This window comes from Variovorax sp. OAS795, assembly GCF_040546685.1.
In the GTDB taxonomy this organism is placed as follows: Bacteria; Pseudomonadota; Gammaproteobacteria; order Burkholderiales; family Burkholderiaceae_C; genus Variovorax.
Map to the genome: position 1 here is coordinate 4,050,156 of NZ_JBEPOH010000001.1, position 15,065 is coordinate 4,065,220.

At 67.4% G+C, this 15,065-nt stretch carries 13 protein-coding genes, 2 pseudogenes and 2 riboswitches; of the genes and pseudogenes, 8 read left to right on the forward strand and 7 right to left on the reverse strand.

Annotation, left to right across the window (positions count from 1 at the left end):
* Positions 1–15 precede the first annotated feature (15 nt).
* The 3 genes from ABID97_RS19605 to ABID97_RS19615 all read right to left on the reverse strand — a co-directional run bounded on the left by ABID97_RS19605 (position 16) and on the right by ABID97_RS19615 (position 3,154).
* A complete protein-coding gene (locus ABID97_RS19605; RefSeq protein WP_354400152.1) occupies positions 16–1,308 on the reverse strand; it encodes an MFS transporter in 1,293 nt (430 codons plus the stop codon).
* A gap of 35 nt (positions 1,309–1,343) precedes the next feature.
* Positions 1,344–2,159 (reverse strand): putative hydro-lyase, encoded by an 816-nt coding sequence (locus ABID97_RS19610; protein WP_354400153.1) that lies wholly within the window; start codon positions 2,157–2,159, stop codon positions 1,344–1,346.
* Between the two features lie 89 nt (positions 2,160–2,248).
* Entirely contained in the window at positions 2,249–3,154 is a 906-nt protein-coding gene (locus ABID97_RS19615; RefSeq protein ID WP_354400154.1) for a LysR family transcriptional regulator, read from the reverse strand.
* A 69-nt stretch (positions 3,155–3,223) separates the two neighbouring features.
* Between ABID97_RS19615 and ABID97_RS19620 the strand changes: the two are divergent.
* From ABID97_RS19620 to gcvP, 8 genes and pseudogenes are all read left to right on the forward strand, one after another.
* A pseudogene (locus ABID97_RS19620) lies at positions 3,224–3,328 on the forward strand (NAD-dependent epimerase); the annotation flags it as partial.
* A gap of 70 nt (positions 3,329–3,398) precedes the next feature.
* Positions 3,399–4,370 carry a TRAP transporter substrate-binding protein gene (locus ABID97_RS19625; protein ID WP_354400155.1) on the forward strand — a complete coding sequence of 324 codons (972 nt, stop codon included), beginning with the start codon at positions 3,399–3,401 and terminating at the stop codon, positions 4,368–4,370.
* A gap of 82 nt (positions 4,371–4,452) precedes the next feature.
* Entirely contained in the window at positions 4,453–4,947 is a 495-nt protein-coding gene (locus tag ABID97_RS19630) for a TRAP transporter small permease (RefSeq protein WP_354400156.1), read from the forward strand.
* Complete coding sequence (locus ABID97_RS19635) at positions 4,944–6,221, forward strand: TRAP transporter large permease (RefSeq protein ID WP_307576371.1); 1,278 nt, start codon at positions 4,944–4,946, stop codon at positions 6,219–6,221. Before ABID97_RS19630 ends, ABID97_RS19635 begins: the two co-directional genes overlap by 4 nt.
* 141 nt (positions 6,222–6,362) lie before the next feature.
* On the forward strand, positions 6,363–6,899 hold the full coding sequence (locus ABID97_RS19640) for a hypothetical protein (protein ID WP_354400159.1): 537 nt from the start codon (positions 6,363–6,365) through the stop codon (positions 6,897–6,899).
* 49 nt (positions 6,900–6,948) lie between these two features.
* A riboswitch (glycine riboswitch) is annotated at positions 6,949–7,039 on the forward strand.
* Between the two features lie 12 nt (positions 7,040–7,051).
* A riboswitch (glycine riboswitch) is annotated at positions 7,052–7,166 on the forward strand.
* A gap of 127 nt (positions 7,167–7,293) precedes the next feature.
* Positions 7,294–8,389: pseudogene (gcvT, locus tag ABID97_RS19645) on the forward strand (glycine cleavage system aminomethyltransferase GcvT).
* Positions 8,390–8,434: 45 nt separating this feature from the next.
* A complete protein-coding gene (gene gcvH, locus ABID97_RS19650; protein ID WP_354400160.1) occupies positions 8,435–8,806 on the forward strand; it encodes a glycine cleavage system protein GcvH in 372 nt (123 codons plus the stop codon).
* Positions 8,807–8,867: 61 nt separating this feature from the next.
* Entirely contained in the window at positions 8,868–11,774 is a 2,907-nt protein-coding gene (gene gcvP, locus ABID97_RS19655) for an aminomethyl-transferring glycine dehydrogenase (protein ID WP_354400161.1), read from the forward strand.
* A gap of 34 nt (positions 11,775–11,808) precedes the next feature.
* On the opposite strand, the gene ABID97_RS19660 is transcribed toward gcvP, so the two are convergent.
* The 4 genes from ABID97_RS19660 to ABID97_RS19675 all read right to left on the reverse strand — a co-directional run bounded on the left by ABID97_RS19660 (position 11,809) and on the right by ABID97_RS19675 (position 14,983).
* Positions 11,809–12,060 carry a hypothetical protein gene (locus ABID97_RS19660; protein ID WP_354400163.1) on the reverse strand — a complete coding sequence of 84 codons (252 nt, stop codon included), beginning with the start codon at positions 12,058–12,060 and terminating at the stop codon, positions 11,809–11,811.
* Between the two features lie 101 nt (positions 12,061–12,161).
* Complete coding sequence (locus ABID97_RS19665) at positions 12,162–13,106, reverse strand: DUF3014 domain-containing protein (protein WP_354400165.1); 945 nt, start codon at positions 13,104–13,106, stop codon at positions 12,162–12,164.
* A 127-nt stretch (positions 13,107–13,233) separates the two neighbouring features.
* The gene (locus tag ABID97_RS19670; protein ID WP_354400167.1) at positions 13,234–13,917 is read right to left on the reverse strand and encodes an alpha/beta hydrolase; all 684 of its coding nucleotides are present in this window, start codon (positions 13,915–13,917) and stop codon (positions 13,234–13,236) included.
* A gap of 7 nt (positions 13,918–13,924) precedes the next feature.
* Entirely contained in the window at positions 13,925–14,983 is a 1,059-nt protein-coding gene (locus ABID97_RS19675) for an NAD(P)H-dependent flavin oxidoreductase (RefSeq protein ID WP_354400168.1), read from the reverse strand.
* Between the last annotated feature and the right edge of the window lie 82 nt (positions 14,984–15,065).

Sequence of the window (15,065 nt, forward strand, 5' to 3'; positions counted from 1 at the left end):
GAAAGTGGGTCCGGCTCAGTTCTGGCGCAGATCGCGTCCGCGCGTCTCCGGAAGACAGAAGGCGACCACGACGACCATCGCGTAGGCCACCGCCGCGCACACGCCGATTGCGGTGCCGAGCGGAAGGTGCATGCGGTCGCTCAGCACCCCGACCAGCGCCGGGAAGGTGGCCCCGATGCCGCGTCCGAAGTTGTAGCAAAAGCCCTGCCCCGAGCCGCGCAGCTCATTGGGGAAAAGCTCCGCGAGGAAGGCGCCCGCGCCGCTGAAGATGCCCGACATGAAGAAGCCGAGGGGGAAGCCGAGCACCAGCATCAGGCCGTCGGTGATGGGCAGCAGCGTGTAGGCGTACACCAGCGACCCTGCGCCCACGGCAAAGAGCATGAAGGCGCGGCGGCGGCCCAGGCGGTCCGACAGGTAGGCGCCGCACAGGTAGCCGATGAACGCACCTGCGATGAACATGAACTGGTAGCCGCCCGAGCCCAGCACCGTGAGATGGCGCTCGTTCTTCAGGAAGGTCGGCAGCCAGACGCCGATGGCGTAGTAGCCGCCCTGCATGCCGGTGAACAGCAGGCTCGCGAGCACGGTGGTGCGCAGCATGCCGGGCTTGAAGATTGCAAGGAAGTTGCCGCTGCGTTCGCCGCGCTCGACGGCGGCGCGGCTTTGAACGTAGATCTCGGGGTCGCGGATCGAGCGGCGGATGAAGACGATCAGCAGTGCCGGCAGCAGGCCCAGCATGAACATGACGCGCCACGAATACTCCGGCGGCAGGAAGGAGAACAGTGCCATCGACACCAGCACCGCCGCCCCCCAGCCGATGGCCCAGCTGCTCTGGACCAGGCCCACCGCCTTTCCGCGGTAGGCGGGCCGGATCATCTCGGCGATGAGCACCGAGCCCACGGCCCATTCGCCGCCGAAGCCCAGGCCCTGCAGCGTGCGGGCGATCAGCAGTTGCTCGGGTGTCTGGGCCAGGCCGCAGGCAAAGGTGAAGATCGCGAACACCAGGATGGTGAGCTGCAGGATGCGCACGCGGCCGTACTTGTCGGCCAGGATCCCGGCGCCCCAGCCGCCGAAGGCGGAAGCCACCAGCGTGGCGGTGCCGATCAGTCCCACCTCGGTCTTGCTCATGCCCCACAGCGACAGCAGGATGGGCGTGACCAGCGGCAGCGTGTAGTAGTCGAAGGCATCGACCGCATAGCCGCTGAAGGAAGCGGTGAGCGTGCGCTTCTCGTTGGGATCGAGCGTGCGCAGCCAGCTGCCTTCGGCCGGTGTGTCGTCGACCGCCTGCGTGGCGTCGAGGGTGGTTTTCATGCTTTGTCTCCTGTCTTTATTTGGAATTCGGAGCGCTAGAACGCGGCCAGGCTGTGGTGGAGCAGGTCGGTGACCAGCATCGAACCCGGCGCATGGGTGATGGCGAACGGCAGCCTGGCGGCGGCCAACGCGGCCTGGGGCGTGACGCCGCAAGCCCAGAACACAGGTACTTCGTCGGGCATGACTTCGACGGAATCGCCGTAGTCGGGATCGGCAATCGACCGGATGCCGATCAGCTCCGGATCGCCGATGTGCACCGGCGCGCCGTGCACCGCCGGAAAGCGCGAGGTGATCTGCACCGCGCGAATGGCATCGACGGCGCGCAGCGGGCGCATCGACACCACCATCGGACCGTGGAAAGGACCCGCCGGCGTCGTCGCCACGGTGGTGCGGTACATCGCCACATTGCGGCCTTGCTCCACATGGCGCAGCGGTATGCCCTCGGCCATCAGCGCATGCTCGAAGGTGAAGGAGCAGCCGATGACGAAGCTGACCAGGTCACCGGTCCAGAGCGCGCGGATGTCGGTGGGCTCGTCCACCAGCACGCCGTCGCGCCACACGCGGTAGCGCGGCAGGTCGCTGCGGATGTCGATGTCATCCCCGAGCGCCGGCATCGCAGGGTCGCCGGCTTCGGACACGCCGAGCAGCGGGCACGGCTTGGGATTGGCCTTGCAGAAACGCAGGAAGTCGATCGAATGCGCCTTCGGCAGGATCACCAGGTTGCCCTGGACGTGGGCGTTTGCGAGCCCGCTGGTGTGGCTCGAGAGAGAGCCATTGCGGCAGGCATGGCGCACGTCCAGCGCGCTGCTGCCTGCGCCGGGCTGTTCTACGAAGGAGGGGCGGTTTGACATTTGGCGTTTTGGATGCCGGATGCATCGCTGTGGTGATGCGCCGGATTGTGAGAATCCGGGCTCACGAACGCCAACGCAAAGTTTCTTTCTCAGCTCATCGATTTTTTCGATGAGCCCGCGCGGTGCGAGGCATGCACCACGGCGGAGCCGAGCGCAGCCTCGGGCAACGGGGAAGAGGGATCGTCGCGGTAGCTGGCATAGATGGGCAGGGGCTCCATCGCATCGTCGCAAGGCAGCACGCGCAGCGGCAGGCGCCGGGCCAGCGGCTCGACCACCGCACGCGGCAGCGTGGCCACGCCGAAGCCCGCTTCCACCAGCTGCGCCATGGCCGAGATCGACGAGATCGCATGCACCCGCGGCGGCGGGCTGCCGGCGTCGCGGAACAGCTCCAGCAGCGCCACGTGCGGCTGCGAGCCGCGCTGGAAGGTCAGCAGGTCCAGCGAGAGCAGGTCCGGCAGCCGGTAGCGCCGTTTCAGGTGCAACTCGCGGTGGCCGACGAAGCACATGGGCATGGGCGGCACGGCGCGCGTGCGCACGCCGTCGCCGGCCGCGGGCAACGCGGCGAACACCAGGTCCTGCTTGCCGCGCTGGAGCTGGTCGACCAGCACCGGCGTGGTTTCGACCGTGAGCTCCAGCTCGAAGTCGGGGTGCGTCGCCTGCATGTGCTTGAGCCAGCCGGTGAGCCAGCTGTGCACCACCGATTCGATCGCACCCACGCGCAGCACCGCCTCGCGCACGGCGCCCGAACCCATCTCCGCCTTGATGTGCATCTGCATCTCGAGCAGCTTCTGCGCAAAGGCATGGAAGCGCTGCCCCGCCACCGTGAGGCGGAACTGCTTGTCGCGACGGTCCAGCAGCAGCACGCCCAGCTCCCGCTCGAGCGCGGCAATGCGGCTGGAGAGCGCCGACTGCGTGATGTGCAGCTTCTCGGCCGCACGGGTGACGCTCTTGAGCGCCACGGCCCAGTGAAAGGCTTCAACGAATCGCAGGTTCATCGCTTTCCGGTCGTCCGGCTCCTTGAGTGCGCGAGCCGCGAGTGTCGCCTGAGCGGGCGCCGTGCTGCGCGTGCCGGGCGCCTGGGACGGTCGGCCGATGCCGATTTCGAGACGGTGATTCGCGATTACGTCCGTGAAAATCCCGACGCCGTGAAGCTTCCGGTTACGGCATAGTCAAGCGACTACCTGCGGAGTGCCATTTTTGGCTTCGGCTTCGCGCCTTCTTTTCTCTGGAGACAACACAATGAAATTGACCCGACTGGCCGCCGGCCTGGTTCTGGGCATGGGCATGGCCTGCGCGGCTTTTGCGCAGACCACCATGAAGATCAGCATTTCGACCGCGCAGAACTCGCACCAGGGCGTGGCGATCGACGTCTTTGCCAAGGAAGTCGAAAAGCGCACCGGGGGCCGCTACAAGGTCCAGACCTTCTATAACGGCGCGCTCGGCGGCGAGCGCGAGTCGATCGAGGCCGTGCAGCTCGGCACCCAGGAGCTGGCGCTCTCCTCGACCGGTCCGGTGCCCAACTTCGTGCCGGAGACGAAGATCCTCGACGTGCCGTTCCTGTTCCGCGACAAGGCGCATGCGCGCGCCGTGCTCGACGGCCCCATCGGCCAGGATCTCCTGACCAAGTTCGACGCCAAGGGGTTCAAGGCGCTGGCCTGGGCCGAGAACGGCTTCCGCCACATGACCAACAGCAAGCGCGACGTCAAGGCGCCCGAAGACCTCAAGGGCCTGAAGATGCGCACCATGGAAAACCCGGTGCACATCGCGGCCTACAAGTCGTTCGGCATCGTCACCACGCCCATGGCCTTCCCCGAAGTGTTCACCGCCCTGCAGCAGGGCACGGTCGACGGGCAGGAAAACCCGCTGTCGGTCATCATCGCCGCCAAGTTCGACCAGGTGCAAAAGCACCTGTCGCTCACCGGCCATGTCTACTCGCCCTGCATCTTCCTGATGAACAAGGCGTCGTTCGACAAGCTCAGCGCGGCCGACAAGCAGGCCTTCCTCGAAGCCGCGAAGGAAGGCACCAAGGCCAACCGCGCCCGTGTGGACGAAGACGATGCCAAGGGCGTGGCCGACCTGCGCGCCAAGGGCATGACCGTGATCGACAACGTCGACAAGTCCAAGTTCGTGGCCGCGCTGGCACCCGTCAACGCGCAGTTCGAGAAGGACTTCGGCAAGGCCAACCTCGACAAGATCCGCGAGTACAAGTGATCCGGCTGCCGTCCGATCGACGGCTTGCTTGCGCCCGCCCGGATCGGCCCGGCGGGCTTTTTTGTTTTGAAGTCAGGTGCAGATGAAAGAAAAATTCCTCGGCATCGAGCGCTGGACCACCGGCTTCTCGATGATCGCCGCCTGCGTGATGCTGGTCATTGCATCGGGCCTGGGCGTGTTCCAGATCGTCACGCGCTTCGTGCTCGAGCAGCCCGCCGAATGGAGTGAGATCCTGATCCGCATGAGCCTGATCTGGATGGTGTTCCTCGGCATCCCAATGGCCTTCCGGCAGGGCGCGATGGTGAGCGTGGACGTGCTCTACCGCTGGAGCCCGCCGGGCGTCAAGCGCGTGCTCGACGCCGTGGTCAGCCTTGCGGCGCTGGCGCTGATGCTGGTCATCCTGTGGTGGGGCTGGGACTACGCCATGCGTGGCCGGGTGCAATCGATGGCCGGGCTCGAAAGCCTGTCGATGATGTGGTCGTACCTCGCGATGCCGGTCGGCTCGGTTTTCTGCCTGTTCGGCATCGTTGGTAATTTTCTCGATCCCAAGCGGCTTGAGCTGGAGACCGCGCAATGACCCCAGTCATGGTTGCAACGATGGTGCTGTGTTTCGCACTGTCGGTTTCGGTGGCCGTGTCCATCGGGCTCGCGTCGATCCTGGGCATCCAGGTCGCCAACGTCAACATGCTCATTTCCGTGAAGGAGATGTTCAATTCGATCAACAAGTTTCCGCTGGCGGCCATCCCGTTCTTCATCCTGGCCGGCAACCTGATGGAAACCGGCGGCATCTCGCGCCGGCTGGTCGAGTTTGCCAAGAGCATCGTGGGCGGCGTGCAGGGCGGCCTGCCGATGACCTGCGTGCTCACCTGCATGATCTTCGCGGCGGTGTCGGGTTCGTCGGTGGCCACCACCTTCGCCATCGGCGCCATCCTGATCCCCGCGCTCATCAAGCACGGCTACCCCACCGCCTACGCGGCGGCGCTGCAGGCCACGAGCGCCGAGCTGGGCGTGATCATCCCGCCTTCGATCCCGATGATCCTTTACGGCGTGAGCGCCGAGGTGTCGATCGGCGAGCTCTTCATTGCGGGTTTCGGCCCCGGCATTCTCATCAGCCTGGCGCTGATGCTGTTCGTCTGGGTCTACTGCAAGTGGCGGGGATGGGGCAAGAACGACGGCGAGGGCCGCATGCCTTTCGGCAAGGCGGCGTGGCAGGCGGGCTGGGCGCTGCTGATGCCCGTCATCATCCTGGGGGGCATCTACGGCGGCATCTTCACCCCCACCGAGGCTTCGGCCGTGGCGGTGTTCTATGCGCTGGTGGTGGGCGTGGTGATCTACCGCGAGATCAAGCCCAAGGACCTGTACCTCATCCTGCGCAAGTCGGTGCTGTCGTCGGCGGTGATCATGTTCATCATCGCCAACGCGGGCCTGTTCGCGTTCCTGATCACGCGCGCGGGCGTGCCCGACGCCATCGGCCACTGGCTGCAGGAGGTGCTGAAGTCGCCCGCGATGTTCCTCCTGGGTGTGAACGCGGCGCTGTTCATCATCGGCATGTTCATCGAGACCAGCGCAGCCATCATCGTGCTCGCGCCCATCCTCGCGCCGGTGGCGGTGCACTTCGGCATCGACCCGGTGCACTTCGGGCTCATCATGGTGGTGAACCTCGCGCTGGGCATGATCACCCCGCCCTTCGGCGTGAACCTGTTCGCGGCCTGCACGGTGGCGCGCATCTCGCTCGACCGGATCGTGACGTACCTGGTGCCCTTCGTGCTGGTGATCCTCGCCTGCCTGATGGTGATCACCTACGTGCCCTGGATCTCGCTGGCGCTGCGCGACCTGGTCTACGCCAAGTAGCCGCGGACGCCAACGACAAGACGGGCAGCCTCATCGGCTGCCCGTTTTCGTTGGGGGACGTGTAGTGCAAAGGTTTCACGAAGATGTCACCGGCTGCAACGATGCTCCGGTCCTCGATCTTCTGAAAAAAGCTGTTGCGCCATGTTTCCCACCAAGACCGACAAGGCCCGCGACGAACTCCAGGGCGGGCAGCGCACGCTCAGCCAGCGCGAGCGTGCATTGCTGCTGATGGCGGACGGCCGACGCTCGCTGCGCGACTTCAGCCCGCTGTTCGCGAGCCCCGGCGAAGCCGAGCAGGCCTTGCAGGGGTTGCTGAACCGCGGCTACCTGCACTGTCCGGCGGCGGACGTGCCATCCGCCCCCGCAGCGCCCGTCGACCGCATCGCGGAGCCGCCGCCGGCTGCCGCATCGGCGGATCATTTCGACGGAAAGCGTTCCCTGGCCACCACGCGCATGTTCCTGTTCGATATCTGCGAACGCATGTTCGTCCGGCGCGACCCCCGGTTTGCGCAACAGATGCGCGACGCACTGCGTGAAGCCCGCGACCGCGAGGCCATGCTGACGATTGCTGCGCTGATGCTCTCGGAGGTCGAGAAAAGCGCCGGCGCCGAACGGGCCGAATCGCTGCGCGCGCGTATCGCCAGGTTGCTCCCGCACGCCTCCGAGACCGTGCACTGAGCCGGCAGCCGCATCGGCGGGCGGACCGTGGCGCCGCGATCCACTACACTTGCCAGGGTCAGGAGAGAGCTTCGCCATGCGAGGCCGCCGAAGGCGCAGGGGTTTCCCGAACGCTCAGGCAAAAGGACTGACAAGGCGCTGGCGGATGCCGGCGTTTCCTTGCTGGAGAGAGGCCCCTGCCCGCACCGATGCGCGCGGCGGCCCACCGAAGGAGCAAACCCCGATCGTGGGGCGAATCTCTCAGGTAAAGCGGACAGCAGGGGTGGCCCATGGCTTTGCGCCATGGAATTCGACTGCCCCTTTGGAGTGCCCCGTGGCCGCTTCCGCTTCATCATCCGACGCACCATTGCTCAAGACGCCGCTGCACGACCTGCACGTGGAACTGGGCGCCCGCATGGTGCCTTTTGCCGGCTATTCCATGCCCGTGCAGTACCCCGCCGGGCTCATGGCCGAGCACAAGCACACGCGCGACGCGGCCGGGCTGTTCGACATCTCGCACATGGGCCAGCTGCGCCTGGTCGGGCCCGACGCCGCGGCCGCCTTCGAGACCCTGATGCCGGTCGACGTGATCGACCTTGCACCCGGCAAGCAGCGCTACGGCCTGCTGCTGAACGACGAGGGCGGCATCCTCGACGACCTGATGTTCTTCAACGAAGGACACGGCTCGCTCTTCGTGATCGTCAACGGTGCCTGCAAGGTGGCCGACCTGGCGCACATCCAGCAGAAGATCGGCGCGCGCTGCGACGTGCAGCCCATGCCCGATCACGCGCTGCTTGCGCTGCAGGGGCCGCAGGCCGCCGCCACGCTGGCGCGGCTGTCGCCCGGCATCGAGCGCTTCGTGTTCATGACCGGCGGGGCGGTGCAGATCGGCGGCATCGCGGCCTTTGCCACCCGCAGCGGCTACACCGGCGAAGACGGCTTCGAGATCTCGGTGGCTGGCAAGGACGCCCGACGCCCTCGCCCGCCTGCTGCTGGCCCAGCCGGAGGTCAAGCCCATTGGCCTGGGCGCACGCAATTCGCTGCGCCTGGAAGCCGGGCTCTGCCTCTACGGCAACGACATCGACACCACCACCACGCCGGTCGAGGCTTCGCTCAACTGGGCGATCCAGAAAGTGCGCCGCGCCGGCGGCGCGCGCGAAGGCGGCTTTCCGGGCGCAGCCAAGGTGCTGGCCCAGCTCGGCGCCGCCACCGCCGGCGCCGCGGGCCGCACCGACCACGACACGCTGAAGCGCAAGCGCGTCGGCCTGGTGGCGCTGGAACGCATTCCGGTGCGCGACGGCACCGTGCTGCAATCGTTCGAAGGCCAGGACATCGGCATCGTCACCAGCGGCCTGCTCGGTCCCACGGCCGACCGTCCGATCGCCATGGGCTATGTGGCAACGGCATTTTCGGAACCCGGCACCCGCGTGCAGGCCATCGTGCGCGGCAAGCCGGTTCCGATGGAAGTCTCGACCCTGCCTTTCGTGCCCACGCGCTACTACCGCGGCTAGGCCCTCCGGCCTCAGATCCATTTTTTCCACGAGGAGTTTTTCACCATGAGCATCAAGTACACCAAGGACCATGAATGGGTCTCGGCCGAAGGCGGCGCGGCCACTGTCGGCATCACCGTGCACGCGCAGGACGCGCTGGGCGACGTGGTGTTCGTCGACCTGCCGGAAGTCGGCAAGACCTTCGCCCAGGGCGAAGTGGCCGGTGTCGTCGAATCGGTCAAGGCCGCGGCCGATGTGTTCATGCCCGTCTCGGGCGAGATCACCGAAGTGAACGAAGCCCTGCGCGCCGACCCTTCGCTCGCCAACACCGACCCGCTGGCCACCGGCTGGTTCTTCAAGGTCAAGCTCAGCGAGCCCGCGCAGCTGGACGCATTGCTCGACGCCGCCAGCTACGACAAGTTCGCGGCCGAGTCTTGATGCGCTGCTGAAAACGGACTTCCGCTCCGCCACCGTCCCCTGTTCGCCCTTCACCTTCGCCATGTCCAGCCACGCCCTCCCCTCCCTGCAAGAACTCGAGAACGCCGAAGAATTCCTCGCCCGCCACATCGGCATCGATGCGGCGGACGAGGCACGCATGCTGCCGGTGATCGGCTCGGAAACGCGCGCGGAACTCATCGACGGCATCGTGCCCGCGGCCATCCGCCGGGCCCGGCGGATGCGATTGCCGGCGCCCGTCAGCGAGGCCGACGCGCTGGCTGAGCTGAAGGCCATCGCGGCGAAGAACAAGGTGTTCAAGAGCTTCATCGGGCAGGGCTACTACGGCACGCACACGCCCGGCGTCATCTTGCGCAACGTGCTCGAGAACCCCGCCTGGTACACGGCCTACACGCCCTACCAGGCCGAGATTTCGCAGGGCCGCATGGAAGCGCTGCTCAATTTCCAGACCATGGTGTGCGACCTCACGGGCATGGCCATCGCCAACGCCTCGATGCTCGACGAAGCCACGGCCGCGGCCGAGGCCATGACGCTCGCCAAGCGCAGCGTCAAGAGCAAGAGCAACGTGTTCCTGGTGTCGGGCGACTGCCATCCGCAGACCATCGAGGTCATCAGGACGCGCGCAGCGCCGCTGGGCATCGAGGTCCGGGTCAGCACCGTCTCTGAAACGCTGCCGCACCTGATGGCGAGCTGCGAATTCTTCGGCGTGCTCGCGCAGTACCCCGCCACCACCGGCCATGTGCACGACCTGCGCCCGCTCGCGGGCCATGCGCACCAGTGCGACGCGGCCTTCTGCGTGGCCGCCGACCTGCTGGCGCTCACCCTGCTTGCGCCGCCGGGCGAGTGGGACGCGGACATCGTCTGCGGCACCACGCAGCGCTTCGGCATGCCGCTGTGCAACGGCGGCCCGCACGCCGCCTACCTGGCCTGCCGCGACGAATTCAAGCGCTCGCTGCCGGGCCGCCTCGTCGGCGTGAGCGTCGACACCCACGGCCAGCCGGCCTACCGCCTCGCACTGCAGACGCGCGAGCAGCACATCCGTCGCGAGAAAGCCACCTCCAACATCTGCACCGCGCAGGTGCTGCCGGCGGTCGTGGCCAGCATGTACGCCGTGTACCACGGGCCCGACGGCCTCACCCGCATCGCGCAGCGCGTGGCCGCGCTCACGGCCATCCTCGCGCAGGGCCTGGCGCAGATGGGCCGCGAGCCGGTCAATGCCACGGCCTTCGATTCGCTGACCATCCGCACCGGCGAAGACACGCAGAAGATCATCGAACGCGCGCAGGCCGCGGGCGTCAACCTGCGCCAGCGGCTGCAGCAGCACCTGGGCATTTCTCTCGACGAAACCACCACGCGCGCCGACATCGAGACGCTGTGGGCGCTGTTCGTGCCCGCGGGCACGCCGATGCCGCGCTTCGACGACCTGGCCAATACCGCGCCCCGGCTGCCGGAAGACCTGCGCCGCACCAGCGCCTTTCTCACGCACCCGGTGTTCAACACGCACAAGAGCGAAACCGCGATGCTGCGCTACATCCGCAGCCTGTCGGACAAGGACCTGGCGCTCGACCGCAGCATGATTCCGCTCGGCAGCTGCACGATGAAGCTCAACGCCACCAGCGAGATGATCCCGATCACCTGGCCCGAGTTCGCGAACATCCACCCCTTTGCGCCGGCCGAGCAGCTGGTGGGCTATGCGCAGCTCGACGCGCAGCTGCGCGCCTGGCTCTGCGAGGCCACCGGCTACGCGGGCATCAGCCTGCAGCCGAACGCGGGTTCGCAGGGCGAGTACGCGGGCCTGCTGGCCATCCGCTCGTTCCATGAAGCCAACGGCCAGGGCCATCGCAACATCTGCCTGATTCCTTCGTCGGCGCACGGCACCAATCCGGCCAGCGCGCAGATGGTGGGCCTGCAGGTGGTGGTGACGGCCTGCGACGCGCAAGGCAACGTCGACATGGACGACCTGAAGCGCGCCTGCGAGAGGCACAGCGACAAGCTCGCGGCCGTGATGATCACCTACCCGAGCACGCACGGCGTGTTCGAGACCCGCGTGAAGGAACTCTGCGAACTGGTGCACGAACACGGCGGGCGCGTGTATGTGGATGGGGCCAACATGAACGCGCTGGTCGGCGTGGCCGCGCCGGGCGAATTCGGCGGCGACGTGAGCCACCTGAACCTGCACAAGACCTTCTGCATTCCGCACGGCGGCGGCGGCCCGGGCGTGGGCCCGGTGTGCGTGGTCGAAGACCTCGTGCCCTACCTGCCCGGCCATGCGACGGGCGGCATTGCATCGAACGGCGTGGGTGCGGTCTCGGCCGCACCGCTGGGCAATGCGGCGGTGCTGCCGATCAGCTGGATGTACTGCCGCATGATGGGCGCGAAGGGCCTGCAGGCCGCCACCGAGATCGCGATCCTGAGCGCCAACTACATCAGCGCGCGCCTCAAGGACCACTATCCCACGCTGTACGCAAGCCCCAACGGCCACGTCGCGCACGAATGCATCCTGGACCTGCGCCCGCTCAAGGACACCAGCGGCGTCACGGCCGAAGACGTGGCCAAGCGCCTGATCGACTACGGCTTCCATGCACCGACACTGAGCTTCCCGGTGCCCGGCACGTTGATGGTCGAGCCGACCGAGAGCGAGCCGCTGGCCGAGCTCGACCGCTTCATCGACGCGATGATCGCGATCCGGGGCGAAATCCGCCGCGTCGAAGAAGGCGTCTGGCCGAAGGACGACAACCCGCTGAAGCATGCGCCGCACACTGCGGCGAGCCTGCTGGGCACCGAATGGCCGCACCCCTATTCGCGTGAGCTCGGGGCGTTTCCGCTGGCCGAGCTGAAGCAGGCCAAGTACTGGCCGCCCATCGGCCGGGTCGACAACGTGTACGGCGACCGCAACCTGTTCTGCAGTTGCGTGCCCGTGGGCGACTACCAGGAAGCCGAGGCGGCCTGAAGCGGCCTGGGGCGGCCTTGGCGGCGCCGCCGCACTAGGCGTCTTCGCGGCGGTACATCGCCCACTTGGTGGTCAGGATGTCCGCCGCGATCTTGGCGGCATTGGCCCCGGCGTAGCTTTCCGACGGATCGAACTCGAAGGCCTCGCGGTACTTGACCACCTGCGCGTAGTCCTGGTCGAAGGTCATCGGACCCATGAGCTCGGTGGGATCCGTCCCGGCGGGCAGCGCCAGGAACTTCGCCGGATCGGTGGCACTTTGGTAGAGGTCGACGCTCATCAGGTTCATACGGATGTCCTCGGGATCTTGGGGAACGCGCTAACGGGCCGCCAGATCATCCCCGGCATCCGCGCCGCACGCAATCGGCCCGCGCCTACACGGCGCCATGGTCAGCGCTGCTGCTTCTTCTTCAGCATCTCGCCGGTGGCGATCTGCTCGCGGAAGCCGCGCAGGCTGGCCTTCATCCGGCGCTCGTTCTCCAAGCCCATGCGCACCATGATCTTCTGGCCGGACGAGAGCGATTCGAGCTGCGGATCGGCGTACTCGTAGCGCACCCAGGGCCGCTGCGACGACACATTGCCTTTCACCTGGACGAGGCGCACCTGCACCGCTCCGGCGGGTTCGGGCGCCTGCAACAAGTGGTCGATGACCGCGATGAGCCGGTCGTTGAAATAGCGGCCCGGAAAGCCCAGCTCCTCGTAGGATTTCTGGAACAGCGGATAGAGCTGGGCGTAGGTCTTGGCCGCCTTGGCCGGGTTGATCGACTCGGCCATCTGCACCAGGGGCGTGTAGCGCGCGGCGTTGGCGGGCGCGATGGTTTGCGCCTCGCCCTTGCCTGCGGTGGTAAAGCGCTGGCGCGTGGGCTGCACCGGCCATGTGCTCGCGGGCGCCTGCTCGCGCGCAAGGTTGTCCACCGTGGCCACGGTACGGCGCACGATGCCTTCGAACTGCAGGAAGTCGGCCACGTTCTTGCTGCCCATCAGGTCGACCAGCGCCTTCATCACGCGCGTGTCCGAATCCGCGATCTTGGGGAGCCCGGAGGCGGGCAGCGCGATCGCATCGATGGGGTTTTTCGGCTCCAGCGACTCGGGCATCGGTGCGGGCGGTGGCTCAGGCACCGGGCCGTCGTTGGGCGCGCTGGCGGCCACGGGTAGCTGCTCCACGTGCAGAGGGTGCTGCTGCTGGTACCAGCGCCAGCCTAGGAATGCCGCCGCGATCGCCAGCAGCACGATGACGATGAGGGTTCCAACCGAAGATTCGCGACGCGGCCTGTAAGCGGGTGCGTCGCGCAACTCGGGCACTTCGCGGATTTCGGGCGGGTCTCTGTCGGACATGGGAGCGGCTTCCTTTTCGGAGGATTGCGGTGAAAGGCCAGGAGCTATGGTGCACCACCAGAGCCCGAACCAAGGCCGCTTCCTCGTAACGCCCTGTGACCTGCTGGGCGCGCGAGGAGTCCAGTCGCTACGGCGTGTTAACGCCTGCTGCAAGCGATTGCAGCCACGCCATCGAGCCCTGCAGCTCGGCCGGCCGGATTTCGTGGCCGCCGGGAAAATCGCCGCCCGAAAGCGCCAGGGGCAGGCCGCGGGCCAACTCGCGCGAGGCCGCTGCGGCGCTCGGCGGAATCACGTTGTCCGCACTGCCGTGGCTCACCCAGAGCGCCTTGCCTTCGAAGGCCTCCGGGGGCGCGATGTGCGGCACCACCTGCGGCAGCAACCGGCTGTGCCACACCATCGCAGCGCGCACCTTGGAAGGTTGCGTGAGCAGCAGCGACAGCGCCATGATGCCGCCCTGGCTGAAGCCGCCGACCACCACGCGCTCCGGCGGCACGCCCAGCTGCTGCGATGCCGAGGCGATCATCTCGCCGACCAGGAAGCGGCTTTCGCGCTCCTGCTCTTCATCGATGCGCCGCTCGCCATCGGCCAGCACCTGGAATTCGAACCACGCATACGCATCGGGCGAGAGCACGTAGGGCGCGCGCAGGCTCAGCACATGGAACTGCGGCGGCATGAGACGCGCGAGACCGAACAGGTCCTGCTCGTTGCTGCCGACGCCGTGCATCAGCACCATCAGCCAGGGCTCGCGGACGCCGGGGCCGGCGGGCTGCTCGAGAAACTTGAAAGGCAGGTGGAGTTGTTGGTGCGCCATGGCGTCTTCAACCGGCAAGCGGCTTGAAGCCCTGCGCCAACGCGCGCGTGATCTCGGCGGCCGGCAGCTCCCGGCAGCCGGTCGCGTTCTGCCCCGACCACAGCGGCGAAAAATCGCCGCTGCCCGCTGCCTCGGCCTTGGCGCGCAGCGGCGCGATGCCCGAGGTGGCGAGCGGGAATTCGGGCGCGGCCGGACCGATGGGCCCGAGCTCGCGCATCACGCGGTTCACGATGCCGCGCGCGGGCCGGCCCGTGAAAAGATTGGTCAACGCGGTGTGGCGCGCGGCCTCGCTCTTGAGCGCGGCGCGATGCAGCGCGCTGGTGGTGGCTTCGCGCGACAGCATGTAGGCAGTGCCAACCTGCACGCCGGCAGCCCCCAGGGCCATGGCGGCCGCCACGCCTTGCGCATCGGCGATGCCGCCCGCGGCGATCACCGGCACCCGCAGCGCGCGCACCACTTGCGGCAACAGCGCAAAGGTGCCGAGCTGCGCCGTGAGATCGTGCGAGAGAAAGTGGCCTCGATGGCCGCCCGCCTCCAGGCCCTGGGCAATGACCGCGTCCACGCCCCGGGACTCGAGCCACAGGGCTTCCTCGACCGTGGTGGCCGACGCGAGGATCTTCGCGCCCCATCCGCGCACCTGCGCCAGCAGCGGCTCGGGCGGCAGGCCGAAATGGAAGCTCACGACCGGCGGGCTGAATTCGGCCAGCACCCCGGCCACCTCGGCGCTGAAGGGGTTGCGGCCCGGACCGGTGGGGATGGCCGCCGCATCGATGCCGAATTCGGCGTAGTACGGCGCCAGCGCGGCGCGCCATGCCGCCTCGCGCTGGGCGCTGGGCTCGGGCGGCGTGTGGCAGAAGAAGTTGACGTTGTAGGGCTTGCCGGTGGCGGTGCGGATCGCCGCCAGTTCGCTGCGCATCGCATCGGGGCCGAGCATGGCGCAGGGCAGCGAGCCGAGCCCACCCGCGTTGCTGACCGCAATGGCCATGGCGCTGCCCTGAACGCCCGCCATGGGCGACTGGATCAGCGGCAATTCGATGCCGAGGAGGTGCTGCAATGAGGATGCCATGGGATGAATTCCTTGTCGGTGTGCGTGCGCGCGAACGCTATTTTGCGACGTTCAGCCCGCCCTTCCGCATTGCGCCCCCTCG

What these genes read in the sequence shown, in the direction of transcription:
- ABID97_RS19605 (WP_354400152.1), bottom strand. Translation starts at nt 1,308, where the DNA reads ATGAAAACCACCCTCGACGCCACGCAGGCGGTCGACGACACACCGGCC.
- ABID97_RS19610 (WP_354400153.1), bottom strand. Translation starts at nt 2,159, where the DNA reads ATGTCAAACCGCCCCTCCTTCGTAGAACAGCCCGGCGCAGGCAGCAGC.
- ABID97_RS19615 (WP_354400154.1), bottom strand. Translation starts at nt 3,154, where the DNA reads ATGAACCTGCGATTCGTTGAAGCCTTTCACTGGGCCGTGGCGCTCAAG.
- ABID97_RS19625 (WP_354400155.1), top strand. Translation starts at nt 3,399, where the DNA reads ATGAAATTGACCCGACTGGCCGCCGGCCTGGTTCTGGGCATGGGCATG.
- ABID97_RS19630 (WP_354400156.1), top strand. Translation starts at nt 4,453, where the DNA reads ATGAAAGAAAAATTCCTCGGCATCGAGCGCTGGACCACCGGCTTCTCG.
- ABID97_RS19635 (WP_307576371.1), top strand. Translation starts at nt 4,944, where the DNA reads ATGACCCCAGTCATGGTTGCAACGATGGTGCTGTGTTTCGCACTGTCG.
- ABID97_RS19640 (WP_354400159.1), top strand. Translation starts at nt 6,363, where the DNA reads ATGTTTCCCACCAAGACCGACAAGGCCCGCGACGAACTCCAGGGCGGG.
- gcvH (WP_354400160.1), top strand. Translation starts at nt 8,435, where the DNA reads ATGAGCATCAAGTACACCAAGGACCATGAATGGGTCTCGGCCGAAGGC.
- gcvP (WP_354400161.1), top strand. Translation starts at nt 8,868, where the DNA reads ATGTCCAGCCACGCCCTCCCCTCCCTGCAAGAACTCGAGAACGCCGAA.
- ABID97_RS19660 (WP_354400163.1), bottom strand. Translation starts at nt 12,060, where the DNA reads ATGAACCTGATGAGCGTCGACCTCTACCAAAGTGCCACCGATCCGGCG.
- ABID97_RS19665 (WP_354400165.1), bottom strand. Translation starts at nt 13,106, where the DNA reads ATGTCCGACAGAGACCCGCCCGAAATCCGCGAAGTGCCCGAGTTGCGC.
- ABID97_RS19670 (WP_354400167.1), bottom strand. Translation starts at nt 13,917, where the DNA reads ATGGCGCACCAACAACTCCACCTGCCTTTCAAGTTTCTCGAGCAGCCC.
- ABID97_RS19675 (WP_354400168.1), bottom strand. Translation starts at nt 14,983, where the DNA reads ATGGCATCCTCATTGCAGCACCTCCTCGGCATCGAATTGCCGCTGATC.